Source organism: Micrococcus sp. 2A, assembly GCF_039519235.1.
Lineage (GTDB): Bacteria > Actinomycetota > Actinomycetes > Actinomycetales > Micrococcaceae > Micrococcus.
In genome coordinates this window covers 1,294,222-1,320,702 of record NZ_CP154351.1, presented here as the reverse complement: position 1 = coordinate 1,320,702, position 26,481 = coordinate 1,294,222, and the positions used below count along the sequence as shown (strand labels likewise).

At 74.4% G+C, this 26,481-nt stretch carries 23 protein-coding genes and 1 tRNA gene; 11 read left to right on the top strand and 13 right to left on the bottom strand.

The annotated features are described in order from the left end of the window. Positions 1 to 29: 29 nt before the first annotated feature. Positions 30 to 254: a hypothetical protein gene (locus tag AAG742_RS06135; RefSeq protein WP_248115527.1), complete on the bottom strand. Its 225-nt coding sequence runs from the start codon at positions 252 to 254 to the stop codon at positions 30 to 32. A gap of 88 nt (positions 255 to 342) precedes the next feature. Between AAG742_RS06135 and AAG742_RS06130 the strand changes: the two genes are divergently transcribed. Further along, on the top strand, positions 343 to 582 hold the full coding sequence (locus AAG742_RS06130) for a DUF5703 family protein (RefSeq protein ID WP_298710935.1): 240 nt from the start codon (positions 343 to 345) through the stop codon (positions 580 to 582). Between the two features lie 28 nt (positions 583 to 610). Here AAG742_RS06130 and AAG742_RS06125 read toward each other — a convergent pair whose 3' ends face one another. Further along, positions 611 to 1,951 (bottom strand): M20/M25/M40 family metallo-hydrolase, encoded by a 1,341-nt coding sequence (locus AAG742_RS06125; protein WP_298710932.1) that lies wholly within the window; start codon positions 1,949 to 1,951, stop codon positions 611 to 613. 118 nt (positions 1,952 to 2,069) lie between these two features. On the opposite strand from AAG742_RS06125, the gene AAG742_RS06120 reads away from it, so the two are divergent. Next, a tRNA-Leu gene (locus AAG742_RS06120) sits at positions 2,070 to 2,153 on the top strand. Between the two features lie 137 nt (positions 2,154 to 2,290). After that, positions 2,291 to 5,710, top strand: coding sequence for a 4-alpha-glucanotransferase (gene malQ, locus AAG742_RS06115; protein WP_298710929.1), 3,420 nt, complete (start codon positions 2,291 to 2,293; stop codon positions 5,708 to 5,710). A gap of 70 nt (positions 5,711 to 5,780) precedes the next feature. Here malQ and AAG742_RS06110 read toward each other — a convergent pair whose 3' ends face one another. From AAG742_RS06110 to AAG742_RS06100, 3 genes are all read right to left on the bottom strand, one after another. After that, positions 5,781 to 6,671 (bottom strand): MaoC/PaaZ C-terminal domain-containing protein, encoded by an 891-nt coding sequence (locus AAG742_RS06110; protein ID WP_298710926.1) that lies wholly within the window; start codon positions 6,669 to 6,671, stop codon positions 5,781 to 5,783. 2 nt (positions 6,672 to 6,673) lie between these two features. After that, positions 6,674 to 8,032 (bottom strand): 3-oxoacyl-ACP reductase, encoded by a 1,359-nt coding sequence (locus tag AAG742_RS06105; RefSeq protein ID WP_298710923.1) that lies wholly within the window; start codon positions 8,030 to 8,032, stop codon positions 6,674 to 6,676. Between the two features lie 120 nt (positions 8,033 to 8,152). After that, on the bottom strand, positions 8,153 to 9,487 hold the full coding sequence (locus tag AAG742_RS06100) for an acetyl-CoA C-acetyltransferase (protein ID WP_298710920.1): 1,335 nt from the start codon (positions 9,485 to 9,487) through the stop codon (positions 8,153 to 8,155). A gap of 163 nt (positions 9,488 to 9,650) precedes the next feature. Between AAG742_RS06100 and AAG742_RS06095 the strand changes: the two genes are divergently transcribed. After that, positions 9,651 to 10,337 carry a TetR/AcrR family transcriptional regulator gene (locus AAG742_RS06095; RefSeq protein ID WP_248115520.1) on the top strand — a complete coding sequence of 229 codons (687 nt, stop codon included), beginning with the start codon at positions 9,651 to 9,653 and terminating at the stop codon, positions 10,335 to 10,337. Next, positions 10,334 to 12,487 carry an acyl-CoA dehydrogenase gene (locus AAG742_RS06090; RefSeq protein ID WP_298710917.1) on the top strand — a complete coding sequence of 718 codons (2,154 nt, stop codon included), beginning with the start codon at positions 10,334 to 10,336 and terminating at the stop codon, positions 12,485 to 12,487. Before AAG742_RS06095 ends, AAG742_RS06090 begins: the two co-directional genes overlap by 4 nt. Before the next feature lie 158 nt (positions 12,488 to 12,645). Here the strand turns inward: AAG742_RS06090 and glgA are convergent, their stop codons facing one another. Next, on the bottom strand, positions 12,646 to 13,842 hold the full coding sequence (gene glgA / locus AAG742_RS06085) for a glycogen synthase (protein ID WP_248115518.1): 1,197 nt from the start codon (positions 13,840 to 13,842) through the stop codon (positions 12,646 to 12,648). Positions 13,843 to 13,956: 114 nt separating this feature from the next. Between glgA and glgC the strand changes: the two genes are divergently transcribed. Further along, complete coding sequence (gene glgC, locus AAG742_RS06080; RefSeq protein WP_248115517.1) at positions 13,957 to 15,201, top strand: glucose-1-phosphate adenylyltransferase; 1,245 nt, start codon at positions 13,957 to 13,959, stop codon at positions 15,199 to 15,201. Positions 15,202 to 15,263: 62 nt separating this feature from the next. Beyond that, complete coding sequence (pepN, locus tag AAG742_RS06075) at positions 15,264 to 17,924, top strand: aminopeptidase N (protein WP_298710914.1); 2,661 nt, start codon at positions 15,264 to 15,266, stop codon at positions 17,922 to 17,924. 28 nt (positions 17,925 to 17,952) lie between these two features. Here pepN and AAG742_RS06070 read toward each other — a convergent pair whose 3' ends face one another. From AAG742_RS06070 to AAG742_RS06050, 5 genes are all read right to left on the bottom strand, one after another. Next, a complete protein-coding gene (locus tag AAG742_RS06070; RefSeq protein ID WP_248115515.1) occupies positions 17,953 to 19,026 on the bottom strand; it encodes a biotin/lipoate A/B protein ligase family protein in 1,074 nt (357 codons plus the stop codon). Positions 19,027 to 19,179: 153 nt separating this feature from the next. Further along, on the bottom strand, positions 19,180 to 19,437 hold the full coding sequence (locus AAG742_RS06065) for a type B 50S ribosomal protein L31 (RefSeq protein WP_248117064.1): 258 nt from the start codon (positions 19,435 to 19,437) through the stop codon (positions 19,180 to 19,182). A 155-nt stretch (positions 19,438 to 19,592) separates the two neighbouring features. Then, complete coding sequence (locus AAG742_RS06060) at positions 19,593 to 20,354, bottom strand: RNA methyltransferase (RefSeq protein WP_298711410.1); 762 nt, start codon at positions 20,352 to 20,354, stop codon at positions 19,593 to 19,595. Between the two features lie 88 nt (positions 20,355 to 20,442). Further along, positions 20,443 to 21,291 carry a sulfite exporter TauE/SafE family protein gene (locus AAG742_RS06055; protein WP_248117061.1) on the bottom strand — a complete coding sequence of 283 codons (849 nt, stop codon included), beginning with the start codon at positions 21,289 to 21,291 and terminating at the stop codon, positions 20,443 to 20,445. Beyond that, complete coding sequence (locus tag AAG742_RS06050) at positions 21,288 to 22,112, bottom strand: ABC transporter ATP-binding protein (protein WP_298710911.1); 825 nt, start codon at positions 22,110 to 22,112, stop codon at positions 21,288 to 21,290. The genes AAG742_RS06055 and AAG742_RS06050 overlap by 4 nt, the downstream gene beginning before the upstream one ends. Positions 22,113 to 22,183: 71 nt before the next feature. On the opposite strand from AAG742_RS06050, the gene serB reads away from it, so the two are divergent. Then, on the top strand, positions 22,184 to 23,023 hold the full coding sequence (gene serB, locus AAG742_RS06045; protein WP_298710908.1) for a phosphoserine phosphatase SerB: 840 nt from the start codon (positions 22,184 to 22,186) through the stop codon (positions 23,021 to 23,023). 18 nt (positions 23,024 to 23,041) lie between these two features. On the opposite strand, the gene AAG742_RS06040 is transcribed toward serB, so the two are convergent. Then, positions 23,042 to 23,806 carry an SDR family oxidoreductase gene (locus AAG742_RS06040; RefSeq protein ID WP_298710905.1) on the bottom strand — a complete coding sequence of 255 codons (765 nt, stop codon included), beginning with the start codon at positions 23,804 to 23,806 and terminating at the stop codon, positions 23,042 to 23,044. A 44-nt stretch (positions 23,807 to 23,850) separates the two neighbouring features. Continuing rightward, the gene (locus AAG742_RS06035) at positions 23,851 to 24,600 is read right to left on the bottom strand and encodes a beta-ketoacyl-ACP reductase (protein WP_298710900.1); all 750 of its coding nucleotides are present in this window, start codon (positions 24,598 to 24,600) and stop codon (positions 23,851 to 23,853) included. A 177-nt stretch (positions 24,601 to 24,777) separates the two neighbouring features. Here AAG742_RS06035 and AAG742_RS06030 point away from each other — a divergent pair, with 177 nt between their 5' ends. Genes AAG742_RS06030 through AAG742_RS06020 form a run of 3 tightly spaced genes read left to right on the top strand, consistent with a single transcriptional unit; the run spans position 24,778 to position 26,473 of the window. Continuing rightward, positions 24,778 to 25,173: a DUF3099 domain-containing protein gene (locus tag AAG742_RS06030; protein WP_298710897.1), complete on the top strand. Its 396-nt coding sequence runs from the start codon at positions 24,778 to 24,780 to the stop codon at positions 25,171 to 25,173. Next, complete coding sequence (locus tag AAG742_RS06025) at positions 25,170 to 25,544, top strand: hypothetical protein (protein WP_343282414.1); 375 nt, start codon at positions 25,170 to 25,172, stop codon at positions 25,542 to 25,544. Before AAG742_RS06030 ends, AAG742_RS06025 begins: the two co-directional genes overlap by 4 nt. Next, positions 25,541 to 26,473, top strand: coding sequence for an SURF1 family protein (locus AAG742_RS06020; RefSeq protein ID WP_298710894.1), 933 nt, complete (start codon positions 25,541 to 25,543; stop codon positions 26,471 to 26,473). Before AAG742_RS06025 ends, AAG742_RS06020 begins: the two co-directional genes overlap by 4 nt. Positions 26,474 to 26,481 lie beyond the last annotated feature (8 nt).

The following is a 26,481-nucleotide window of genomic DNA, read 5'->3' as shown; positions in this document are numbered from 1 at the left end:
GGTTCGCGGCGGTGAGGGGCCGCCAGGACTCAGTCCTGGTCGTCGTCCTCGTCGTCGTCGAAGAGGTCCAGCGGGGTGACCTCTTCGGTGTCCGCGTAGAGGGCGTCCTCGTAGTTCTCGAAGGCGTCCGCCACGGCGAAGAAGGCCGCCTCCACGGTGGGGTCGTCCTCGCCGCGCTTGTTCTGGGCGGCCACGAGGTGTTCGTTCAGGGCGGTGGTCAGGGCCTCCAGGGCCAGGCGGGCGTCAGAGCTCATGGCTGAACGGTAACCCGAGGACGGGCGGTGCGACCAGAGGTGCGCGCACCCGCGCGGCGGGGCCGCGGCGGTCTGCGAGGATGACCGGGTGCGTGAGCAGCTGATGTCCTCGACCCTGGACTCCGTCGCCCAGGGCCAGAAGTGGGAGTACCTCGTCCTCACCGTGGCCCCCGAGGAGTCCCTCGGCGACGCGCGGCGCCGACTCGTGGAGCACGCCGAGTACGGCCGCTGGGAGCTGCAGCGAGCGGTGCACTACCGCGGCGGGGCCCGGCGCTACTGGCTGCGCCGGCGCGTCATCCGGGTGGCCTCCACGCTCGACCTCGCCTGAGCGGCCCGGTCCGCGGGGCGGCGCGCCGTCAGGGGCGCGGCTCCAGCATGCGCGCGAGGACGCGGCAGCCGAACTCGAGCGCGTCCACCGGCACGCGCTCGTCGATGCCGTGGAAGAGCGAGGTGAACGCGAGGTCCGGGGGCAGGCGCAGCGGGGAGAACCCGTAGCCGGTGATGCCCAGGCGGGAGAGCGACTTGTTGTCCGTGCCGCCGCCCAGCATGAAGGGCAGCACCTCGGCCTCGGGGTCCTCGTGCCGCAGCGCCTCGACCATGAGCTCCACGAGGTCGCCCGAGAACGGGACCTCGAGGCCGATGTCCCGGTGCTCCGGCTCGAACTCCACGTGGGGTCCGGCGAGCTCGGCGAGGGTCGCGAGCGTCTGCTCCTCCTCCCCCGGCAGGGGGCGCACGTCCACCGTGCCCGTCGCCGTGGACGGGATCACGTTGTGCTTGTACCCGGCGGTCATGCCGGTGGGGTTGGACGAGGTGCGCAGCGTGCCGGTGACCCACGTGCGGGCCTGGCCGAGGGCCTCGAGCTGCGGGGCGGGGTCCGTCTCGTCGAACGGGACGCCCATGATCTCGGCCACCTGCTCCAGCAGCTGACGGGTGGTCTTCGTGTAGGTCAGCGGCCACTCGTGGCGGCCGATCCGCTCGAGCGCGCCGGCCAGGTGGGTGACCGCGTTGTCCTCGTGCGGGGCGGAGCCGTGGCCCGGAGCGCCGGCCGACCGCAGGTTGAGCCACATCAGGCCCTTCTCCGCGGTCTGCACGAGGTAGGCGCGGGTGCCGGCCACCTCGGTGGAGAAGCCCCCCACCTCGCTGATCGCGTCCGTGCACCCCGCGAAGACCTCCGGGTGGTGCTCCACCATCCACGTCGCGCCGTACACGCCGCCGGCCTCCTCGTCCGCGAAGAACGCGACGGTGAGCGGGCGGCGCGGGCGGCGGCCGGTGCGGGCGAGGTGCAGGAGGACGGAGAGGATCATCGCGTCCATCCCCTTCATGTCCACCGCGCCTCGGCCCCAGACCATCCCGTCCTTCAGCTCCGCGCCGAAGGGGTCCACGCTCCACTCGGCGGCCTCGGCCGGCACCACGTCGGTGTGGCCGTGGAGCACGAGGCCGGGGGCATCCGCGTCCCAGCCCGGCAGGTGCCCGACGACGGAGACGCGCCCGGGTGCGGACTCGAAGAACCGCGGGGTCATCCCCGCCTGCTCCATGAGCCTCCCGCAGAAGGCGGCGGCCTCCGGCTCGCCCACGGACACGTTGCCGCCGCGGTTGGTGGTGTCGATGCGGATCAGGCCGCGGCAGATCTCGACGACGTCGGCCGCGGGGGACTCGGTGCGGGGGGCGGTGGGCTTCTCGGCGGGGGAATCGATCATGGAGTTGAGCCTACCTCCGGGGGTGTGGTACGCTTCTCGGGTTGCTCCGGCGAGGAACGGTGAAAACCGGGACTGGCCGAACGCGAAGGAAACGGTCCGCTCCGGCGGATCGGGATGAGCGCGAGTGGCGGAATTGGTAGACGCGCAGCGTTGAGGTCGCTGTGTTCGAAAGGACGTGGGGGTTCAAGTCCCCCCTCGCGCACAGCTCATCGGACGAAGGGCCCCGGTCACAGACCGGGGCCCTTCGTGCCATCCCGTCCCTCCTTCCCCCTACAGTGAAGGTGCGCGACGGCCCGCCGCCGTCGTCGCTCACCTGACAGGGACGACACGGAGGTTCCGATGGCCGACGATGCCCGCACGCTGCTGCGCCGACTCGCCCGCGCCCACGGGGTGCAGTGGCGATACACGGGACAGGACGGCTCGGACCAGACCGTGCCGGACGACGCCCTCGTGAAGGTGCTCGCGGCCCTCGGGGTGGCGGTCCGCCCGGACGCCGTCGCCGCCCTCACCGAGGCGCTCGACGACGCGGAGCTCGCACCGTGGCGGGACGTCCTGCCTCCCACCGTGGTCACGCGGGCGGGGCACCGGCTCTCCGTGCCCGCCCACGTCTCGGTGGTCGAGGGGCTGAGCGCCCGAGTCGTCACGGAGGCGGGCGCGCCCGTGCCCGTCGCCGTCACCCGGCCGCTGGGCGAGCCCCGCCGCGTGGACGGCGTGGACCTCGTGCGGTGCCACGTGGAGGTCCCCGCAGACCTGCCCCTCGGCTGGCATCGCCTCGAGCTCGACAGCGCCACCGGCCACCACGCCGAGGCCACCCTCGTCTGCGCGCCGGACCGCCTCACCACGGCCGCACCCTTCCTGGCCCGGCGCGGCTGGGGCGTGGCCGCCCAGGGCTACTCCGTGACCTCGGAGCACTCGTGGGGCATCGGGGACATCGAGGACGTCGCGTCCGTGGCGGAGACGGCCGCCGAGCACGGCGCCGACTTCCTGCTCCTGCATCCGCTGCACGCGGTCGACCCCGGCACCACGCCCGCGGACTCCCCCTACTCCCCCGTCTCCCGCCGCTTCCTCACCGCGCTGCTGATCCGCGTGGTGGACATCCCGGAGTTCGCCGGGCTGCCCGCCGCGGAGCAGGAGCAGCTGCGCGCCGCCGGCCGTCGGGTCCAGGAGCGACTGGAGGAGACGGGGCGCATCGATCGTTCCGCCGTCGCCGAGGTCCTGTGGCCCGCCCTGCGCCGCGTGCACTCCGTGCCCCGCACCGCCGAGCGGGAGGCGGCGTTCGCCGCGTTCCGCGCGCGGATGGGGGCGGGGCTGGACGACTTCGCCCTCTGGTCCGCCCTGCGCCTCTCGGACGTGACCGGCCCGGACCCGCAGGACGCCGACTGGACTCCGGAGGGCGAGCGCGCCGCCGCGTTCCGCAGCACGCACGCGGACGAGCTGGACCTGCACCGCTGGGTCCAGTGGATCGCGGACGAGCAGCTGGCCGCCGTCCAGCGCCGCGCGCTCGGCGCGGGCATGCGCATGGGCGTGATGGTGGACCTGGCCGTGGGCGCCACGCGCGGCTCGGCGGACGCGTGGATGCTCGGGGACGTGCTCGTGCCCGGGATGTCCGTGGGCGCCCCGCCGGAGGTCTTCAACCAGCTGGGCCAGGACTGGTCCCAGCACCCGTGGCACCCCCGGCGGCTCGCCGAGACCGGCTACGCCGCGTTCCGGGACATGCTCCGCACCGTGATGGCCCACGCCGGCGGCGTGCGGATCGACCACGTGCTCGGCCTCTTCCGCCTGTGGTGGGTGCCGGAGGGCGCCGGCCCCACGCAGGGCGCGTACGTGGAGTACGACCACGAGGCCATGCTCGCCGTCCTCACCCTCGAGGCGCAGCGGGCCGGCGCCGTGGTGATCGGCGAGGACCTCGGCACGTTCGAGCCGTGGGTGCAGAAGCGCCTCGCGGAGGCGGGCGTGCTCGGCACGAACATCCTCTGGTTCGAGCAGGAGGACGGCGTGCCGGTCCCCCCGGAGCGCTACCGGCGCCTGTGCCTGGCCGCCGTGAACACCCACGACCTCCCCCCGACCGCCGGCTACCTCGAGGGCGTCCACCTGGACCTGCGCGAGGAGCTCGGCCTGTTCACGGGGGACGTGGCCGCGGAGCGGGAGCGCTCGGCCGCCGAGGTGGAGGCATTCCTCCGGGCCGCACGAGACCGCGGCCTCCTCGAGGAGGTCCCGGGCGTGGGCGAGCGGCAGTCCCAGGTCATCGCCCTGCACCGGCTGCTCGCCCAGGCGCCGTCGGCGCTGCAGAGCGTGGCCCTCGTGGACGCCGTCGGGGAGCGCCGCATCCAGAACCAGCCGGGGACCATGCAGGACCAGTACCCGAACTGGACCGTGCCGCTCGGGGACGCCGAGGGCGCGATGCTCCACGCGGAGGACCTGCCCGGCCTGCCGTCGGTGGCCCGCCTCTTCGACGCGGTGGACCGTGAGCTCACGGCCTCTGTGCCCGTGGGGATCGGCGTGGCCTACCACACCTCGCCGCTGGCCCAGCCGGGCCGCGGGGACGCCGGCGGCATGAACGTGTACGTGCGGCAGGCCGCCCTCGCGCTCGCGCGGCAGGGGATGCGGATGCTCCTGTTCACCCGCGCGGAGGAGCCGGTGGACGGCGGCGCACGGATCACGCGTCTGCCCGCGGGCGGACCGACACCGGACGTCCTCGTGGTCGAGCTGGCCGCCGGCCCCGCCCGACCCCTGGACAAGGCCGAGCTCGCCGCGCACACGGACGCGTTCACCGCGGCCGCGCTGGCCTGGCTGCGGGGAGCACGCGAGGCCGAGGGGCTCGCGGAGGCCGAGCGCGTGCGGTTCGTCCACGGGCACTACTGGCTCTCCGCGCCCACGGCCCACGCCCTGGCGCAGGAGATGGATGCCCCTCACCTGCAGACCATGCACACCACCGCGGCCGTGAAGATGCTGCAGGACGAGGGCCACGAGGAGCCCGCCGAACGGATCGCCGCCGAGGCGCGCGTGGTGGAGGAGGCCGACCTCCTCGTGGTGAACTCCCCCGCCGAGGCCGCCGACCTGCGTGAGGTCCTCGGCGTGGACCGCCGGCGCACGCGCGTCCTCTCCCCCGCCGTGGACACCGCGACGTTCACGCCCGAGGGAGCGTCCTGCTGGCCCGGGTCGTCCGGGGCCACGGCCGGCGCCGACGCGGCCGCTCCCCTGCGCGTGCTCTTCGCGGGGCGCGTGCAGGCGCACAAGGGCCCGCAGATCCTCGTCGAGGCCCTCGCCATCCTGCGGGGCCGGCGCGGCGGCGCCGGTGCGGATCCCGGGATCCGGCTGCACCTCAACGGGGCCGCCTCCGGCGGAGAGGGCCTGGACCTCGCCGCCCTGGCCCGCCGGCACGACGTCGCGGACCTCGTCACCGTGTCCGATCCGGTGCCCGCGCCCGCGCTGGCCGAGCAGCTCCGCGCGGCGGACGTCGTCGCGATGCCGAGCCGTTCGGAGACCTACGGCCTCGTGGCCCTCGAGGCGCAGGCGTGCGGCACCCCGGTGCTGGCCCACCGCGTGGGCGGGCTCGTCCACGCGGTGCAGGACGGGCGGACCGGCCGGCTCGTGGCCCCGAACACCGCGGAGGCGTGGGCGGACGCGCTCGAGGGGATCCTCGGGGACCGCGGCGCGTGGGCCGCGATGTCCACCGCGGCCGTGCGCCACGCGCAGAGCCACTCCTGGGACGCGTACGCGGACGGCCTCCTGGACGCCGCGGCGGCCGCGGAGGGCTGATCCCGCTGCCTTGACGACGACGGCGGCCCGGGAGCATCACGCCCCCGGGCCGCCGTCGTCGGTCCTCCCCTCAGGTGAGGGGCCGGATCCCGCCCCGGAAGTGGCGGCGTCCACGCGTGGCGTCCCAGCCCGTCACCTGCGTGACCGCGGGGTCGCGCTCGTACCGGACGGCCACGCGGGCGGGCAGCACCACGGGCGCCTCGAACTCGATGTCCCAGCCGACGCCGGCCTCGGCGGGCTCCCGGCCGTCCAGCATGCGCGCGGCGAGGAGCATGCCGTGGGCGATCGCACCCTTCATGCCGAACAGCGTCGCGCTCGGCCCGGAGAGGTGGATGGGGTTCCAGTCCCCCGAGACGCCCGCGTAGGCGCGGCCGGCCCCCGCCCCGAACGTCCACTGCGCGGTGGGGGCCGCGGGGACGAACTCCTCGCGCACGGGCCGCTCGGGGCGTTCGCCCGTCAGCCACACGCCCTTGGCCAGGTACCGGGAGGAGCCCTCCCACAGCAGCGCGGCCTCCGCGCCGGCGCCCGCCGCGCGCTCCACGCGCACCGCGACGTCCACGGCGGTGCCCGCGTGGTGGGGCACGAGGCCCAGGGCCTCGGCCGCGACCGTCAGCGGCTCGCCCGCGGGGACGGGCCGGTGGTGCTGGACCGAGTTGGAGAGGTGGACCATGCCCGGCAGGGGCAGCGGGAAGTCAGGGGCGGCCATGAGCGCCATCGCCGTCCCGAACACCTGGGTGTGCACGAGTACGGAGGGCAGGTGCGTCGGGTCCGCGGGGCCCACCACCTCGCGCCAGCGGCCGACGACGGCGGGGTCGATCGTCAGGCCCTCCACCTCGATGCGGCGCTCGGGCAGGGTCGTCGGCCGGCGTCGGCGGGTGAGGGCGTCCTGCGCGGCCTGCGCCGCGGCGCGGGCGTACAGGGAGCCGAGGGCGGGGGCCTGCGTGAGCGTCCGGGTCTCCATGCTCAGGCCCCCATGATCGCCTGGCCGCACACCCGCAGGGTGGCGCCGTTGGTGCCGCCGGCCCCGTCCGAGACGAGGTAGGCGATGGCCTCGGCGACGTCCTGGGGACGGCCGCCCTGCTGCAGCGAGTTGAGGCGGCGGCCCAGCTCGCGGGTCGCGAGCGGGATCTTGGCGGTCATCTCGGTCTCGATGAAGCCCGGGGCGACGGCGTTGATCGTGCCCCCGCGCTCGGCCAGCATCGGCGCGGTGGCCGACGTGAGGCCCATGACGCCCGCCTTGGACGCCGCGTAGTTGGTCTGGCCGCGGTTGCCGGCGATGCCGGAGGTGGAAGCCAGGCCGACGATGCGCAGGCCCTCGCCCACGACGTCGCGGGCGTCCTCGGCGAGGAAGGCCGCGTTCATGGCCAGCTGCGAGGACGTGTTCACGGCGAGGACCGAGTCCCAGCGCGCCGCGTCCATGTTGGCGAGCAGCTTGTCCCGCGTGATGCCCGCGTTGTGCACCACGATGTCCATGCGCCCGTGGCGGGTGCGGCAGTGCTCGAGGATCCGGGCGCCGGCGTCGGGGGCGGTGATGTCCAGCGCGAGGGCGGTGCCCCCGAGCTTGTTGACTACACCGGCCAGGGCGTCCCCGGCGGCGGGCACGTCCACGCCCACCACGCGGGCGCCGTCGCGGGCCAGGGTGGCGATGATCGCCGCGCCGATGCCGCGGGCGGCACCGGTGACGACTGCGACCTTGCCCTCGAGCGGGCGGGCCAGGTCCGCGGGGGTCGAGCCGTCCGCGGTGGTGACGGGCAGGAACTGGCCGGAGACGAACGCGGAGCGGCCCGAGAGCAGGAAGCGCAGGGCGCCGGCCGCGCCGGGGGCGGTGAGCGGGACGCCGGAGCCCAGGATGAGGCCGTTGGCGGTGCCGCCGCGGCGCATCTCCTTGCCGAGCGAGCGGGTCAGGCCCACCACGCCCTGGCGGGCGGCGCGCGCCGCGGGGTCGGCGGCCACGGAGGGGTCCTCCGGATCCTCGAACACGGTGACCACGCGGGCGCTGGAGCCGAGCTGGCGCAGGGCGGGGCCGAGCTCGAGGGCCACGGCGGAGAGCTCGGACGGGGCACGCACCCCGTCGAAGCACGCGACGACACCGGCCAGGCGGGCGCCCTCGGCGCGCTCGGAGACGACCTGGACGCCGGCGGCGGTGAGCAGCCCGCGGGCCGCGTCGGCGGCGGGGGTGGCGCCGAGCACCAGGACGGTGCCGGTGATCAGCGGCTGGCCGGGCTCGTACCGGCGCAGCTCGACGGGCTGGGGCAGGCCCAGGGCGCCGGTGACGCGCTTGCCCAGGGCGGAGGAGACGAAGGAGCCGTACGGGTCGTTCACGGGGGGACCTCTCAGGTCAGGGGTGTGCTGGAGTGCGGCGGGGTCGGTGCGGCGGGGACCGGCGCCCCGCCGTCGGACGGGCCGACGGCGGGGCGGGTGCTGCGGGTGGTGCCGGGTGGCTCAGCGGCCGCGCAGGAGGGCGACGATGCCCTGGCCGCCGGCGGCGCACACGGAGATGAGGCCGAGGGAGCCCTCGCCCTTCTGGTGCAGCGCCTTGGCCAGCAGGGCCACGATGCGGCCGCCGGTGGCGGCGAACGGGTGGCCGGCGGCCAGCGAGGAGCCGTGCACGTTGAGCTTGGAGCGGTCCACGGTGCCGAAGGCGCCGTGGAGGCCGAGGCGCTCGCGCCCGAACTCCTCGCTCTCCCAGGCCTTCATCGTGGCGAGCACGGTGCCGGCGAAGGCCTCGTGGATCTCGATGAAGTCCAGGTCGTCCAGGGTCAGGCCGTGGCGGGCCAGGAGGCGGGGCACGGCGTACGCGGGGGCCATGAGCAGGCCCTCCTTGCCGTCCACGAAGTCCACGGCACCGTTCTCGGCGTCCACGAACTCGGCGAGCATGGGCAGGCCGCGCTCGGCGGCCCAGTCCTCGGAGGCGAGCAGCACCGCGGAGGCGCCGTCGGTGAGGGGCGTGGAGTTGGCGGCGGTCATGGTCGCCTCGTCGCCGAGCTGGCGGCCGAAGGCGGGCTTGAGCTTGGCCAGCTTCTCCATGGAGGAGTCCGGGCGGAGGTTGTTGTCGCGGGTCAGGCCGCGGAACGGGGTCACGAGGTCGTCCATGAAGCCGGAGTCGTACGCGGCGACGAGGTTGCGGTGGCTGGCCACGGCCAGCTCGTCCTGCGCCTCGCGGGTGATGCCCCACTGGTGGGTGGTGAGCGCCTGGTGCTCGCCCATGGACATGCCGGTGCGGGGCTCGCTGGCGCCGGCCGGCTCGGGGACGAGCTGGTTGGGGCGCAGCTGGGAGACGGCCTTGAGGCGGTCCTTCAGGGTCTTCGCGGCGTTGAGCTGCATCAGCACGCGGCGGGCGCCGTCGGAGACGCTCACGGGCGAGTCGGAGATGGAGTCCACGCCGCCGCCGATGGCCGACTCGATCTGACCGAGGCGGATCTTGGAGGCGAGGGTGCCCAGGGCCTCCATGCCGGTGGCGCAGGCGACCTGGATGTCTGCGGCCGGGGTGTCGGACGCCAGAGCGGAGCCGAGAACGGACTCGCGGGTGAGGTTGAAGTTCTTGGGGTGCTTGAGCACGGCGCCAGCGGAGACCTGGCCGATGCGCTCGCCCTGCAGGCCGAAGCGGGCCACGAGGCCGTCGAGCGCGGCGGTGAGCATCTCCTGGTTGGAGGCTGTGGCGTAGGCCGTGTTGGCGCGGGCGAAGGGGATGCGGTTGCCGCCCACGACGACGGCGGGGCGCAGGGTGCCGCCCGCGACGGCGGGGCGGGCGGTGGGGGTGTTCGGGGGGGTGGTCACGTCGGGGTCCTCCTGGACGGTGTGGCCTCACCCGCGGGGTGCGCGGCGAGAGGTCGGGGGGTGATCCGGGCGCTGGTGGTGTCGATGGAACTGGGGTGATGGTGGAGCGGCGCGGCCGGGATCGGGGTGACTGAGACGAACAGTACCTGATACAGTCCGTCCTGTGAAGTCACTCACGCCTCCCCCCGTCCTCCGCGACGGTCGCAGCTCCCGGTGGGACCAGCACCGGCTGGACCGCCGCCGCGAGCTGCTCCGCGCCGCGCGGGCCGCGGTCCACGAGCTGGGGCCCGAGGCCTCCATGGAGGACATCGCCACGCACGCCGGCACCTCCAAGTCGGTCTACTACCGGTACTTCGGCGACCGCGCCGGCCTGCGCGTCGCCGTCGCCGAGCGGGTGACCGCCCACATGGAGCGGCGACTGCTCGAGGCGGCGGTCGACCACTCCGACGCCGCCGCCACCCTGCATCGGATGGTCGAGGTCTACCTCAGTGTGGCCGCCACGTCCCCGAACGTCTACGCCTTCGCCGTGTCCGCCCCGGACTCCTCCGGCGCCGCGGCGGGCGTCCTGGACGCCTTCTTCGACCGCGTCCACGCCCTCCTCGCGGAGGGGCTCGCCCAGCACCTCGGGGCGGACGGCGTCCCGCCCGTCGGCTCCCCTCTCGGCCTGTGGCCGCGCGCCGCCGTCGGACTGGTGCGGGCCACGGCCGAGACCTGGCTGCGCTCCCCCGAGGACGCGCGCCCCGACGCCGCCGAGCTGGCGGCCTCCATCACCGGCTGGCTGCTCCACGGCCTGCTCGGCGCCCCGACATCCCCCGTCCCGATCCACGCCCACGAAGGAGCGGTCCGATGACCACCACCCGCGACCACAGCCTCGACGCCGTCACCGACGTCCCCCCGTCCCCCACCGACCTGCCCCACGACGTCGCCGAGATCGCCCCCGAGCACCCGCGCCCGGGGTCCCTCGACTCGGCCGTGATCCAGGAGGCGCTCCTGGGCCGCTGGGCCGCGGAGCGCCGTGAGTCCCGCGAACTCGCCAAGGACCCGGCCCTGCACCGCGACCCGCTGCTGGGCATGGACGAGCACCGCCAGCGCGTGTTCGGCCAGCTCGGCATCCTCGTGGACAGCCGCGCCGTCCACCGCGCCTTCCCGGCCGAGTTCGGCGGCGACGACAACCACGGCGGCAACATCTCCGCGTTCGGCGACCTCGTGGTGGCCGACCCCTCGCTCCAGATCAAGGCCGGCGTGCAGTGGGGCCTCTTCAGCTCCGCGATCCTCCACCTCGGCACCGCCGATCACCACCGCCGGTGGCTGCCGGGCGCGATGGACCTGTCCATCCCCGGCGCCTTCGCCATGACGGAGATCGGCCACGGCTCCGACGTCGCCTCGATCGCCACCACGGCCACCTACGACGAGGCCACCCAGGAGTTCGTCATCCACACGCCGTTCAAGGGCGCGTGGAAGGACTACCTCGGCAACGCCGCCCTGCACGGCAAGGCCGCCACGGTCTTCGCCCAGCTCATCACCCAGGGCGTCAACCACGGCGTGCACTGCTTCTACGTGCCGATCCGCGACGAGTCCGGGGCGTTCCTGCCCGGCGTCGGCGGCGAGGACGACGGCCTCAAGGGCGGCCTCAACGGCATCGACAACGGCCGCCTGCACTTCACCCACGTCCGGGTGCCCCGCACGAACCTGCTGAACCGCTACGGCGACGTCGCCGAGGACGGCACCTACACCTCGCCGATCGACTCCCCCGGGCGCCGCTTCTTCACCATGCTCGGCACCCTCGTGCAGGGCCGCGTGTCCCTGTCCATCGCCGCGACGACAGCCTCCTTCCTCGGCCTGCACGGCGCCATCGCCTACGGCGAACAGCGCCGCCAGTTCAACGCCTCCAGCCCGGAGCGCGAGGAGGTGCTGCTGGACTACCAGAACCATCAGCGCCGCCTCATCGACCGCCTGGCCCGCGCCTACGCGGACGCGTTCTCCTCCAACGAGCTCGCCGTCAAGTTCGACGACGTGTTCTCGGGCCGCGCGGACACCGACGTGGACCGCCAGGAGCTGGAGACCCTCGCGGCCGCCGTCAAGCCCCTGACCACCTGGAACGCCCTGGACACCCTCCAGGAGGCCCGCGAGGCCTGCGGCGGCACCGGGTTCATGGCCAAGAACCGCGTCACCCAGCTGCGCGCCGACCTAGACGTCTACGTCACCTTCGAGGGCGACAACACCGTCCTGCTCCAGCTCGTCGGCAAGCGCCTCCTGACCGACTACTCCAAGGAGTTCGGCCGCCTCGAGGTCGGCGCCGTGTCCCGCTACGTGGTCCTCCAGGCCTCCGACGCCCTGCACCGCGCCGGCCTGCCCAAGGTGGTCCAGACCGTGGCGGACGCGGGCTCCGAGCGCCGCTCCGCGAACTGGTTCAAGGATCCCGCGGTCCAGCGGGAGCTGCTCGAGGACCGCGTGCGCGCCAAGACGGCGGACATCGCGGGCACCCTCTCGGGCGCCCGAGGCAAGGGCCAGCAGGCCCAGGCCGAGGCGTTCAACACGCGCCAGCACGAGCTGGTCGAGGCGGCGCGCAACCACGCCGAGCTCCTCCAGTGGGAGGCGTTCACCCGGGCCGTGGACGCGATCGAGGACGAGGCCACCGCCACCGTGCTCACCTGGCTGCGCGACCTCTTCGCGCTGCGCCTCATCGAGGACGACCTGGGCTGGTTCGTGGCCCATGGCCGCGTCTCCAGCCAGCGCGCCCGCGCCCTGCGCGGCTACGTCAACCGCCTGGCCGAGCGCCTGCGCCCCTTCGCGCTGGAGCTCGTGGAGGCCTACGGCCTCGAGCAGAAGCACCTGCGCATGGAGGTCGCCACCGACGTCGAGGCCGAGCGCCAGGAGGAGGCCCACCGCTACTTCGAGCAGCTGCGCGCCTCCGGCACCGCCCCCGAGGACGAGAAGGTCCTCCGGGAGCGCCAGCGCAAGGAGGCCAAGTCCAAGGCCTCCCGGCTGCGCCGGTCCTGACCCACACCCGTCCGCGCCGGTCGCCCGGCGCGGACGGACCGAGGGCCCGGAGATCCCCCAGGGGGGTCTCCGGGCCCTCGGGCGTTCGGGGACGGCGGCGCGCTCCGCCTCGGCCGGGCGGCACAGCCCTGTCCGCGCCGTCGCGGAGCTGGCCGGCCTCAGTCGAGGACGGAGCGGTACACCTCGAGCGTGCGCTCGGCGATGGTGTCCCAGGAGAAGTGCTCGACCGCGCGCCTCCGGCCGGCCTCGCCCATGCGGCGGGCCTGCTCCGGGTCCTCCAGCACGCGCGTGAGGGCGGCGGCGAAGTCGGCCGCGAAGCCGTCCTCGTCCACCGGCGTGCCGGTGCCGTCGGCCACCTGCTCGACGTGCACGAGCAGGCCGGTGGCGCCGTCCTCGACGACCTCGGGGATGCCGCCCACGGCGGAGGCGACGACCGCGGTGCCGCACGCCATGGCCTCGAGGTTGACGATGCCCAGGGGCTCGTAGACGGAGGGGCAGGCGAACACGGTGGCGGAGGTGAGGATCTCCATGACCTCGTGGCGCGGGATCATGCCCTCGATCACGACGACGCCCTCGCGCTGCCCGCGCAGCTGCGCGATGAGGCCGTTGACCTCCGACGCGAGCTCCGGGGTGTCCGGGGCGCCGACGCACAGCACGAGCTGGACCTCCGGGGGCAGCTGCAGAGCGGCGCGCAGCAGGTGCGGGACGCCCTTCTGGCGGGTGATGCGCCCGACGAACGCGACCGAGGGCTTGCCCGGGTCGATCCCGTACTTCTCGAGGGCGCCGGTGCCGGTCTGCGGGGTCCACACCTGGGTGTCGATCCCGTTGTGCACGGTGTGCACCTTGGCGGGGTCGACGTCCGGGTAGCAGGCCAGGATGTCCCGGCGCATGCCGTCCGAGACCGCGATGACGGCGTCGGCGCCGTGGTACGCGGTGGACTCGGCCCAGCTGGAGATCGCGTAGCCGCCGCCGAGCTGCTCGGCCTTCCACGGGCGCAGGGGCTCGAGGGAGTGGGCGGAGAGCACGTGCGGGACGCCGTGCATGAGCTTGCCGAGGTGGCCGGCCATGTTGGCGTACCACGTGTGGGAGTGGATCACGTCCGCGCCCTCGAAGGCGCCGACCATGGTGAGGTCGGTGGCCAGGGTCTGGACGGCGCCGTTCTCCGCCTCGAACCCCTGGGGATTCGGGTAGGAGTGCACGGCGGCGCCGTGGTAGTCCCGCTCGCGGGGCTCCCCGAACGCGTGGACGACGAGGTCGGCGCGGGACGCGAGCACACGCGTCAGCTCCGCGACGTGGACTCCGGCGCCGCCGTAGATGGACGGGGGGAACTCTTTGCTCACGATGTCGATGCGCACGCCTCCAACCTAGTCGAGCGCCCCTCGGGCCGGATAGCCTGACGGGACCGACAGAGGCCGGGCCCGAGCGGGCTCGGCGACGAGGCGCGTCCCCGGAATGAGGAGTGGTCCCCGATGGTGCAGAAGAAGGTCCTGTCCGTGGTGCTGGCGGGCGGCGAGGGCAAGCGTCTCATGCCCCTCACCGCCGACCGGGCCAAGCCGGCCGTCCCCTTCGGCGGCACGTACCGGCTGATCGACTTCGCTCTCTCCAACCTGGTGAACTCGCGCTACCGCGAGATCGTGGTGCTGACGCAGTACAAGTCGCACTCGCTGGACCGGCACATCTCCGAGACGTGGCGCATGTCCACCATGCTCAACAACTACGTGGCCACCGTCCCGGCGCAGCAGCGCCGCGGCAAGGACTGGTTCACGGGCTCGGCGAACGCCATCTACCAGTCCATGAACCTCATCGCTGACGCGCGCCCGGACATCGTCGTGGTGATCGGCGCGGACCACGTCTACCACATGGACTTCCAGCAGATGGTGGACCAGCACATCGCCTCCGGCGCGAAGGCCACCGTGGCCGCCGTGCGCCAGCCGCTGGACCTCGCGGACCAGTTCGGCGTCATCGAGACCGACCCGTCCTCCCCCGAGCGCATCAAGGCGTTCGTGGAGAAGCCCGCCACCACCCCGGGCCTGCCGGACGACCCGTCCCAGTTCCTGGCCTCCATGGGCAACTACGTGTTCGACACGGACGCCCTCGTGGAGGCGCTCAACGCGGACGACGCCAACCCGCACTCCAACAACGACATGGGCGGGGACATCGTCCCCTACTTCGTGGACCGCGGCGAGGCCGGCGTCTACGACTTCACCGCCAACGAGGTCCCCGGCGGCACCCCCGGCAAGCACTACTGGCGGGACGTGGGCACGCTGGACTCCTACTACGACGCGCACATGGACCTCGTGCAGCCGTGGCCGGAGTTCAACCTCTACAACCGCGAGTGGCCGCTGTACACGCGGCAGTCCGTCTCCCCGCCGGCGAAGCTGGTGCGCTCGGCCTCGCGCCGCCCCGGCAGCGCGAACGACTCGATCCTCTCGCAGGGCGTCGTCGTCTCGGGCGGCACGGTGGCCCAGTCCGTGCTGTCCACGGACGTCCGCGTCGCGAACGAGGCGTGGGTCGAGCAGTCCGTGCTCCTGGACTCCGTCGTCGTGGGGGAGGGCGCCCACGTCCGCAACGCCATCCTCGACAAGAACGTGGTGGTCCCGCCCGGCGCGCGCATCGGCTTCGACCGAGCGGAGGACGAGGCCAACGGCTACACCGTGACGGACTCGGGCCTGACCGTGCTCTCGAAGGGCCAGTCCGTGCCGGCGCCGCGCTGACCCGCACCGGTCCCCCGTCTCGCTCCCCCGCCCGCTCCCACCCCACAGACCGGAGAACACCCGTGCCCGACGTCGTGCCCGCGCCCGACCTCGACCAGACCAACGTGACCCGTGCCGAGGCCTTCGAGCGCTCCCGGCTGCTCACCGTGAGCGCGTACGACGTCCACGTGGACCTCTCGGCCGCCCGCGACCTCGAGCAGGACACCTACCCGGTGGAGGCGCGGATCCGCTTCGCGTGCGCGGAGCCCGGCGCGAGCACGCACCTGGACTGGATCCACGCCGGGGTGGATGCGGTGGAGCTCAACGGCGCAGCCCTGGACCTCGCCGAGGTGGTCGGCGAGGCCCGCGTCCTGCTGCCCGGCCTGGCGGCCGAGAACGACGTGGTCCTGAAGGGCGCCTCGCGCTACTCGCGCTCGGGCGAGGGGCTGCACCGCTTCGCGGACCCGGCCGACGGCCAGGTGTACCTCTACACGCAGTACGAGCCCGCGGACGCGCGCCGCGTCTTCCCGGACTTCGAGCAGCCGGACCTCAAGGGCGCCTTCACCTTCGCCCTCACCGGCCCGGCCGACTGGGTGCTGGCCTCCAACCGGCCCGAGGCGTCGCGCACGGAGGCAGGCGACGGCGTCGTGCGCGTGGACTTCGAGCCCACGCTCGCCCAGTCCACCTACATCACGACGCTGCTGGCCGGCCCCTACGCGAGCTGGGAGGACCGCTGGGACGGCGATGCGGCCACCGGTGCCGCGCCCGTGCCGCTGCGCCTGTTCACGCGGCAGACGATGGCCGACGCGTTCGACCCGGAGGCCGTGTTCGCGGTGACGAAGCGCGGGCTGGACTTCTTCCACGGGCTCTTCGGCGTGCCCTACGAGTGGGGCAAGTACGACCAGGCGTTCGTGCCCGAGTACAACCTCGGAGCCATGGAGAACCCGGGGCTGGTGACCTTCACGGAGGACTTCGTGTTCACCTCGCGGGCCACCGCCGTGCAGTACGAGGGCAGGGCCACCGTGATCCTCCACGAGATGGCGCACATGTGGTTCGGCGACCTCGTGACGATGCGCTGGTGGGACGACCTGTGGCTCAAGGAGTCGTTCGCGGACTTCATGGGCTCGCTCGGCGCCGCGGAGGCCACGGAGTTCTCCGACGCGTGGGTCACCTTCGCCTCGCGCCGCAAGGCGTGGGCCTACGTGCAGGACCAGCTGCCGACCACACACCCGATCGTCGCGGACATCGTGGACCTCGAGGCCGCGCGGCAGAACTTCGACGGCATCACGTACGCCAAGGGCGCCTCGGTGCTCAAGCAGCTCGTGGCGTTCGTCGGCCGGGACGCGTTCCTCGACGCCGCACGCCGCTACTTCCGCGCCCACGCGTGGGGCAACGCGGAGCTCGCCGACTTCATGGCGGCCCTCGAGGCCGCCTCGGGGCGGGACATGGGCGCGTGGGCGGACGCGTGGCTGCACACCTCGGGCGTGCCGCGCCTGCGGGTGGAGGCGGGGGACGACGGCGCCGTCCTCCTGCACCAGGAGGGCCGGGATCCCGTCACGGGCCGCCAGGTGCTGCGCCCCCACGTGGTGAAGGTGGGCGTGTTCACGCCCGACGAGGACGGTGTGCTCGTGCGCACCGGCCAGGCCACCGTCGACGTGCCGGGCGGTGCCGAGGGCGCCGCGGTGCCGCTGGCCGGGCTCGAGGTGCCGGAGGGCGTCCGGCTCGTGCTGCCCAACGACGAGGACCTCACGTACGCGGCCGTGGAGGTGGACGACGCCTCGCTCGAGGCGGTGCTCGCTCACCCGATCGCGGATCCGCTGGCCGAGGCCACCGTGTGGGCGGCCCTGTGGTCGATGACGCGCGACGGCGCGCTGCCCGTGGAGCGCTTCGTGACCGCGGTGGGGCAGCTCTCCGCCGGGATCGAGACCGTCGGCGTCCACACCCAGGTGCTCGCCCAGGCCGCCGCCGCGGTGTCCCAGTACGCCCGGGCCGAGGACCGCGCCGCCCTGCGCTCGCGGCTCGGCACCGAGCTGGCCGAGCAGACCCGCACGCTCGAGGCCGGCTCCGACCGCCAGCGCACGGCGGCCCGCACGTGGGCGCTCGTGGCGCGCGCCGACGCGGCGCTGGCGGGCTCTCTGGCCGAGGCCCTGCTGGTCTCGCCCGGCACGGCGGCCCCCGGGCTCGCCGTGGACGCCGAGGTGCGCTGGCTCGTGCTCCAGGCCCTCGCCGCGACCGGCCAGGCCGATGCGGCCCGCCTGGACGCCGAGCTCGAGGCGAAGCGCACCGCGCAGACGGTCACGTGGCACCGCCTCGCCCTCGCCGCGCGCCCCGAGCCCGGCGTGAAGGCCGCAGCGTGGGAGGCCGTCATGGCCGGGCGCACCGCCGACGGCGTCGAGCTGTCCAACGACCTGCTCTCCGCCACGGCCGCCGGCTTCGCCGCGGGCTCCGTGGAGCTGCTCGCCGCCCACGAGGACGGGTTCTGGCCGCGGCTGGAGCAGGTGTGGGCGAGCCGGTCGAACGGGCTGGCCAGCCGCGCGATCGGCGGGCTGTTCCCGGGGCACCAGCACGCGGTGCCGGGCGGTGCCGAGGACCAGGAGCGCCACCCCACGCTCGCCGCCGCCCAGCGCTGGATCGACGGCCACCCGGACGCCCCGGGCGCCCTGCGCCGCCTCGTCGTGGAGCACACGGACGCGCTGCGCCGGTCCCTGCGGGTGCAGGCGGCCCAGCACGACCTCGAGGGGTAGGCGGGCTGCGCAGGGGTGAGCCGCCCGGTCACGGGACGCGGGCGGTCCACTCCGGCGTGGCGAACTTCGTGCGGGCCAGCTCCTCGGCCTCGGCGCGGGTCTCGGCGTCGAGGTCGACGCGCCGCGCCCCGTACCGCTCCTCGAAGGTGGCCATCATGGTCTCCCAGATCTCAACGCGGGGGACGCCGGTCTGACGGCGCAGCGGGTCCACCCGCTTCTTCGCCGAGGCGACGCCCTTGCCGCGCAGCTTCTCGCGGCCGATCCGCAGGACCTCGAGCATCTTGACCGCGTCGATGTCGTAGCTCATGGTGACGTGGTGCAGGAGGCCGGACTCCCCCACGCGCTTCTGGGCGGCCCCGCCGATCTTTCCCTGGGGCGTGGCGATGTCGTTGAGCGGCTGGTAGAACGCCTCCACGCCGAGGCGGCCGAGCGCGTCCATGGTCCACTCGTCGAGGAACGGGTAGGTCTCAGCGGTCTCGAGGCCGTCCACGAGGGACTGCGGCACGTGCAGCGAGTACGTGACGCAGTTGTCCGCCTCCATGAACATCGCGCCGCCGCCGGAGATCCGCCGCACCACGTTGATCGCGTGCCGCTCCACGCCCTCCGGGTCGACCTCGTTGGCGAGCGACTGGAAGGCCCCGATCACGACGGCGGGCTCATTCCACTGCCACAGCCGCATGGTCGGGTTCCGCCGTCCCTCGGCCACCTGGCGGGTGAGGACCTCGTCGAGGGCCACCGTCAGCGCGATCGGCAGCGGCTCCGGCGGGATGATCTCCCACTGGTGGTCCTCCCACGTGGTCGACTTGCCGAGGGCGCGGCGCACCGCGGAGGCGATCGCGAAGGCGTCGACGCCGAACAGCTCGGCCTCGGGCCGCAGGCCCTGCTCCACCGCCGCCCGGATGGCGCGGTGCTCCACGTCGGCCGAGAGCCCGGCCACGGCCGCGTTGAGGTCCTCGAGCGCCTCGTCGGGCTCGAGGAAGAAGTCGCCGTTGATGCTGGCCGTGGCGATCCGGCCGTCGTGGAGGGTGAGGTCCGCGGCCACCAGCTTGCCGCCGATCACCTTGTACTCCCCGTGGTGGGCGCTGTCCTGGTTCGTGGTCATGCCGCCAGCCTAGGATCCCGCCGGGGCACGGGCCAGGGGCGTTCGCGCCGGGCGGGAGCCGGGGACGCGAGGGGCCCCGCTCCTCCGGCGTGGTGCCGGAGGCGCGGGGCCCGTCGTCGTGGTCCGAGGTGAGAGCGGCTCAGGCCGCTGCGATCACTTCTTGCCGCCGAAGCCCTTGAAGCGGGCGTTGAAGCGCTCCACGCGGCCGGCGGTGTCCATGATGCGCTGCTTGCCCGTGTAGAACGGGTGCGAGGCGGCCGAGATCTCGACGTCGATCACCGGGTAGGTGTTGCCGTCCTCCCACTCCGCGGTCTTCTCGGAGTTCGCGGTGGTGCGGGTGAGGATCTTCTCACCGGAGGCGAGGTCGTTGAAGATGACGTAGCGGTACTCGGGGTGGATCGCGGTCTTCATGGGGAGCATCCTTCGTTTCTGCCGCCTGATTGGGACCAGGGGCGCGAGAGGTGTGGTCGGTGGGGTCCGCCGGTCGGCGGGCCAGCGGCCCACTCTACCGCATGCCCCGTCGCGTCTCCCCGCGGATCGCGCGGCCCGCGCGTCGCGCCCGGCCCTCACCGCGCGCGCAGCTCCCACAGTGCGACGGCGGCCGCCGCGGCCACGTTCAGCGAGTCCACGCCCGCCGGCATGGGGATCACGACGTCGGCGTCGGTCTGGGCGAGCGTCTCCTCGCGGACGCCGGGGCCCTCCTGGCCCAGCACGAGGGCCAGCCGCTCGGCGCCCCGGATCCCCTCGAGCTCCGGGCTGTCCAGGCCCACGGCCCGCTCGGTCACCTCGAGCGCGGCGACCGCGAACCCCGCCTCCTTCAGCACGGGCACCGCGGACCCCACGGGGCCGTCCAGCCGCGCCCAGGGCAGCTGGAACACCGTCCCCATGCTCACGCGGATCGCCCGCCGGTAGAGCGGGTCGGCGGCCTGCGGGGTCAGCAGCAGCGCGTCCCACCCCAGGGCCACCGCCGAGCGCACCACCGCGCCCAGGTTCGTGTGGTCCACGAGGTCCTCGGCGATGAGGACGCGCCGCGCGCCCGCGAGCACCTCGCCCACGGAGCGCGGGGCCGGCCGGTCCATCGCCGCCAGCGCGCCGCGGTGCAGGTGGAAGCCGGTGAGCTCCGTGAGGACCTCGTCCGGGCCGGTGAAGACCGGCACGTCCGGGTGGGCGGCGAGGGCGTCCGCGAACGTCTCGCGGTACCGGTCCCCCAGCAGGAACGAGCGCGGCGTGTGCCCGGCGGCCAGCGCCCGCCGCACCACGGAGGAGGACTCCGCCAGGAAGACCCCGTGCTCGGCGTCCACGCGGCGGCGCAGGGCGGCGTCGGTCATGGTCGTGTACGCGGCCAGGCGGGGGTCGGCGAGGTCGGCCGGGGTCAGCCGCACCTCGCGGCCGGCCGCGCCCGGAAGCCGGGTGTGCTCAGCCACCGTTCACCAGGCGCAGGATCATGCTCGTCAGTCCGGCCAGGCCCACCACCACGATCACCCCGCGCAGCAGCGTCGGGGAGATGCGCCGCCCGATCCTGGCCCCCACGGACCCGCCCACCAGGGAGGACGCCGCGATGAGCAGCACGGCCGTCCAGTCGATGCGGTCGAAGGCGAACAGCAGGTAGGAGACGGCGGCGATGAGGTTCACCGAGAGGGAGAGCCACGTCTTGATGCCGTTCGCGTGCACGAGCGTGCCGCCGCAGAGGAACACGCCGAGGATGCCCATGAGCAGCACGCCCTGCGCGGCCACGAAGTACCCGCCGTACACACCGGCCAGGAAGACGAGGATCCACAGCGCGGGGCCGACGGGCCGGCTCGGCACGGCGGGGGCCTCGGCGACCTCGCCGCCCGCCCGCGCGGCGGCCCGCCGGCGCACCCACGCCTGCAGGCGGGGCTGGAGGATCACGAAGGCGAGGGCCACCACGATGAGGATCGGCGCCGCGTACCCGAACACCTCGGGCGGCAGGTGGATCAGCAGGGATGCCCCGAGGATGCCGCCCAGCAGGGAGGCCACGGTCAGCACGGGCAGCACGGCCCGCGACTCCGCGAGCTCGCGGCGGTACCCGAACACGCCCGAGAACCCGGCGGCCACGAGGCCCATGGCGTTGGAGATCTGCGCCGTGACGGGCGGGTACCCCACGGCCACGAGCACGGGGAAGGTGACCAGGGTGCCCGAGCCGATCACGGAGTTGATGGTGCCGGCCCAGAACCCGGCCAGCAGCACGAGCAGCACCTGCCACAGGTCCATCCCGAGGACCTGGGCGGCGAGCAGCTCGCTCACGCGCCGACGGCCGAGTAGCGCCCGTCCGTGGAGGTGACGGTGAGCGCGAGGCCGAACGCGGTGGAGAGGTGCTCGTCCGTGAGGACCTCCGCGACGGGGCCGGCGGCCACCACGCCGCCCTCGCGCAGCAGCAGGGCGTGGGTGAAGCCCGGAGGGACCTCCTCCACATGGTGCGTCACGAGAACGGTGGCCGGCGCCGCCTCGTCCTCCGCGAGCTCGGTGAGCTGGCGGACGAGCTCCTCGCGCCCGGCCAGGTCCAGCCCCGCGGCGGGCTCGTCCAGGAGCAGCAGCTCGGGGTCGGTCATGAGCGCGCGGGCGATCAGCACCCGCTTGCGCTCGCCGTCCGAGAGGGAGCCGAAGGGCCGGTGCGCCAGGCGGGAGAGCCCCCACGCGGACACGAGCCCGAGGGCCCGCATGCGGTCCTGCGTCTCGTAGCTCTCGCGCCACGTGCCGGTCACGCCGTACGCGGCGGTCACCACGGCGTCCTGCACGAGCTCCGCGCGCGGCACCTGGGCCGCCAGCTGGGCGGAGGAGAGCCCGATGCGCGGGCGCAGCTCGAACACGTCGACGGCGCCCAGCACCTCGTCGAGGATCGCGACGTCGCCGGCGGTGGGGTGCAGGCGGGCCGCGGCGATCTGCAGCAGGGTCGACTTGCCCGCGCCGTTGGGGCCCATCACGACCCAGCGCTCGCCCGCCCGGACGGTCCAGTCCACGTCGGCGACGATGTCCCGGCCGCCGCGGTGCACGCGCACGCCGCGCAGCTGGAGCACGGCGTCCTCGTCCGGGGTGAAGATGTCCTCGAGGTGCTGGGGCGTGGTCATGGCCTCCACCATAGTGGGGCCGGGCGTTCACACGCGGGGCGCGCTGCGTCCGCGCCCCTAGATTGAGGCCCATGAGCTCCGTGCGCCGCCTCGTCCTGACCGCCTCGCCCGCCGACGCCCCTGGTCCCGCGGGCACGCCGGAGGGCGTGCCGGAGGGCGCCGAGCGCGTCGCCGCGGACGGCCTCGTGGGCTGGCGGTTCCTGAGCGACGCGTGGGCCGCGGCTCCCGATCCGGGTCCCGGCTGGGCCGCGCTGACGCTGCCCGAGGACGCGACGGCGAACCCGCACCCGCTCGTGGTGACCGACGTCGACTCCACGCTGATCCAGCAGGAGGTCATCGAGCTGCTCGCGGCGCACGCCGGGCGCGAGGCGAAGGTCGCCGAGGTCACGGAGCGGGCCATGCGCGGCGAGCTCGACTTCGCCCAGTCCCTCCACGCGCGCGTCGAGGCGCTCGCGGGCCTGCCCGTGGGCGTGGTCGAGGAGGTCGTGGACGCCGTGCGCCCCACGGACGGCGCGCTCGAGCTGATCGCCGCCGTGCACGCGGCCGGGGGTCGGGTCTGCGCCGTCTCGGGCGGGTTCACCTCGGTGCTCGCCCCGCTCGCGGCCGCGTGGGGCCTGCACGCCTACTGCGCGAACGAGCTCGAGGCCGCGGACGGGCGCCTCACGGGGCGCGTCGTCGGGACTGTGGTGGACCGCGCCGCCAAGGCGGCCATGCTGCGCGCGTGGGCGGCCGACGCCGGCGTCGCGGAGACCGCCGTCGTGGCGGTGGGCGACGGCGCCAACGACATCGACCTGCTGACGGCCGCGGGGTGCGGGGTGGCCCTGTGCGCCAAGCCGGCGCTGCGCGAGCACGCCGACGTGGTGCTCGACGTGCCCTCGTTCACCCCGCTGCGCTGGCTGCTCGGGCTCTGAGCCCGAGCCGCCGGCGACTCAGCCCCGGTGGCGGGCCAGGAAGTCGCGGGCGCCGCCCACGAGCTCGGTGTGGCCCACCTCGAGGTCGGTGCGCCCCACCAGGGCGGCCACCTCGGACGCGAACTCCTCCACCGTGTACAGCTTCCCGGCCGCCTCACGGCGCGCCTCGATGGCGCCCGGCTCCGCGCGGTTGAGCAGCGTGGCGGTGATGGTGCCCTCGATCATGTCGCCCGAGACCACCGCGAAGCCCACGCCCTTCTCCGCGAACGCGGGGATGCGCTCGCGCAGCGCGAGCTCTCCGGCGCGCTTGGAGCGGGCCACGGGCTCGTAGGACTCCATGGTGTCCACCTCATCGATGAAGTGCGCCTGGTGCGAGGTGACGAACACGATCTGCCCACCCTCCCCCATCCGCTCGAGGGCGGCGTCCGCGAGGGCGGCCTGCGCGTCCCGGTTGAGCGTCATGGCGTAGTCCTCGCCGAACTGGGACTCCATGCCGCCGGAGGCGTTGAGCACGAGCACGTCCAGCGAGCCGAACGCCTCGACGGCGGCGTCGAGCAGGGCGGCGCGGTCCTCGGCCTTCGTGACGTCGCCGCCCACGGCCACGGCGCGGCCTCCGGCCTCCTCGATGGCGGCGACCACCTTGTTCGCGCGCGGGGCCTTCTGGCGGTAGTTCACCACGACGCCGGCGCCGCGGGCGGCCAGCAGCCGCGCGGTCTCCGCGCCGATGCCGCGGGAGGAGCCGGTGACGACGACGCCGCGTCCGGTGAGGTCTGTCTCAGTCATGCTCGGGGCCTTTCTGCCTGGGGTGGGAAGGGTGAGGGGGCGGGTCAGTGGCCCATGCCGAGGCCGCCGTCCACGGGGATGACGGCACCGGAGATGTAGGAGGCCTCCTCCGAGGCGAGCCACCGGACGACGCCGGCGACCTCGTCCGGGTCGGCGAAGCGGCCCGCGGGGATGGACTTCTTGTACTGGGCCTTGAGGTCCTCGTCCAGCGAACGCGTCATCTCCGTGTCGATGTAGCCGGGGGCCACCACGTTCGCCGTCACGCCCCGCGCGCCGAGCTCGCGGGTGATGGAGCGCGCCATGCCCACGAGGCCGGACTTGGAGGCGGCGTAGTTGACCTGGCCCGGGGAGCCGAGCAGGCCCACCACGGAGGAGACCAGCACGATCCGGCCGCGCTTGAGGCGCATCATGCCCTTCGTGGCGCGCTGCACCACGCGGAACGAGCCGGTGAGGTTCGTGTCCACCACCGAGGCGAAGTCCTCCTCGGACATGCGCAGCAGCAGCTGGTCGTTCGTGATGCCGGCGTTCGCCACGAGCACCTCGACCGGGCCGTGGGCCTCCTCGACCTGCCGGAACGCCGCGTCCACGGACGAGGCGTCCGTCACGTCGGCCCGCACCGGCAGGACGCCCTCGGGGCCCTCGCCCGAGCGGGACGTGATGGCCACGCGGTCGCCGTTCGCGGCGAACGCCTGCGCGATGGCCAGGCCGATCCCGCGGTTGCCGCCGGTGACGAGGACGCTGCGCCCGCCGGGGGCGGCCGGCTCGGCTGCGGTGGGACGGGACTGCTCGGCCATGGGGACCACCTTCTGTGCGGGGGCGACTAGGATCGTTCACCTAGGACATCGACCGGCGGTCGGCTCTGAGAGCCGTCCGAGGCGGACGCGAAGCGCCCGCCCGCCGCCGTGAACCACCACTCTACGTGTGCCGTCGTGCCGGGACCCGCCCCCGGACGCCGTGCAGGAGGTGACGCCATGACCACCCGCCCGGTCCAGGGGGTCACCACCGCCGCGCCGGCCCGCAGCGAGGACCGCTCGCACCGCATGCGCGTCTACCTCCTCCAGATGGGCGTCCGCACGCTGTGCTTCGTGGCCGCCCTCTTCACGCACGGCTGGCTCCAGCTCGCGCTCATCCTGGGCGCCGTGGCCCTGCCCTACATCGCGGTGGTCTCCGTGAACAACGCCGGCCCCGAGCGCTCCGGCACGCTGCGCCGCGTGGACTCGGGCGCCGCCGCCCTCCCCGTCCCCGAGGAGTCCGGCCCCGCGGCGCCGCAGCCCGTGGTCCTGACGGGCGACGTCGTGGCGGACCCCGTCCTCGACCGGCGCCGGGCCCTGCCCGGGCCGCGGACCGGTGGGGAGGCGGGCGCATGAGCACCGCGGGCCCGCTCGGCGGCATGGACCTGCTCGGAGCCCTCGCCGCGGGGTCCTCCCCCGCGCCGGGCTCCGTTCCGGGCGCCACGCCCGGGCCCGTCGGGGGACCCGCCGGCGTGGCCGCCGGGCCCGGCGATCCGCACCCGTGCTCGCGCCGCGGCTGCCGCGCCGACGCGGTGTGGGCGCTCGAGTGGAACAACCCCCGCGTGCACGCTCCCGAGCGGACCAAGACGTGGCTCGCCTGCCGCGAGCATCGCGCCCACCTCGAGGACTTCCTCGAGGCGCGCGGCTTCCTGCGCCGCGTCCGGCCCCTCGTGGCCCCCGACCACCCCGACCACCCCGACCACCCCGACGATGAGGTCCCCGCATGAGCACCGCCACCGGCCCCCGCGTCGGCTCCCGCCGTCCCCCCGGGGACACGGCCACGGAGCGCCTGCCCCGCCTGCGGTTCGGCTTCCTCGCCACGGGGCCCTGGATCCTCGGCCTCCTCGTGTGCGTCCTCTTCGCGTTCGCGTGCCACTACCTCGCGCAGTGGCAGTGGGACCGGCGTGTGCAGAAGATGCACGAGGTCAACCGCGTGCTGGAGAACTACGACGACGACGCCGTGCCGTTCGCCGAGGCCGAGCGGATGTTCACGGACTTCGACGCCCAGGACGAGTGGACGCCCGTGACCCTGAGCGGGGAGTACCTCGTGGAGGAGACGCTGATCGCCCGCAACCGCCCCCGCGCCGGCCGCCCCGGCTACGAGGTGCTGGTGCCGTTCCGCACGGACGAGGGCGTCGTCGTCGTGGTGGACCGCGGCTGGCTGCCCGTGGGCGACACCCCCGGACGGCCCGACGTGGTGCCGGCGCCGCCGGAGGGCGAGGTGTCCGCCGTCGTGCGCGTCAAGCCCGGCGAGCCCACCCTGGACCGCGACGCCCCCGAGGGGCAGGTCGCCTCGATCGACCTGCCGGAGATCGGCCGCGTCGTCGGCGAGCCCGTGGCGGACACCGCGTACGGGATCATGGTGAGCGAGGACCCGGCCGCGGAGACCGCGCCGCAGAGGCTCGTGGAGCCCACGCTCGACGAGGGCCCGCACCTCTCCTACGCCATCCAGTGGTACCTCTTCGCGGCCATGGGCTTCGGCGTGTGGGGCTACTCGGCGTGGATGCGCGCCCGCAACGACCGCGCGGACGCCCTCGAGGACGCCGTCGACGACGGCACGTTCGCCGCCCGCCGCCCGCCGCGCCCCCAGCCCGTGCGGCGCCGCCGGGACGGACGGCTCACGGACGAGCAGGCCGAGGACGCGCTGTTCGACTGAGCGGCCCC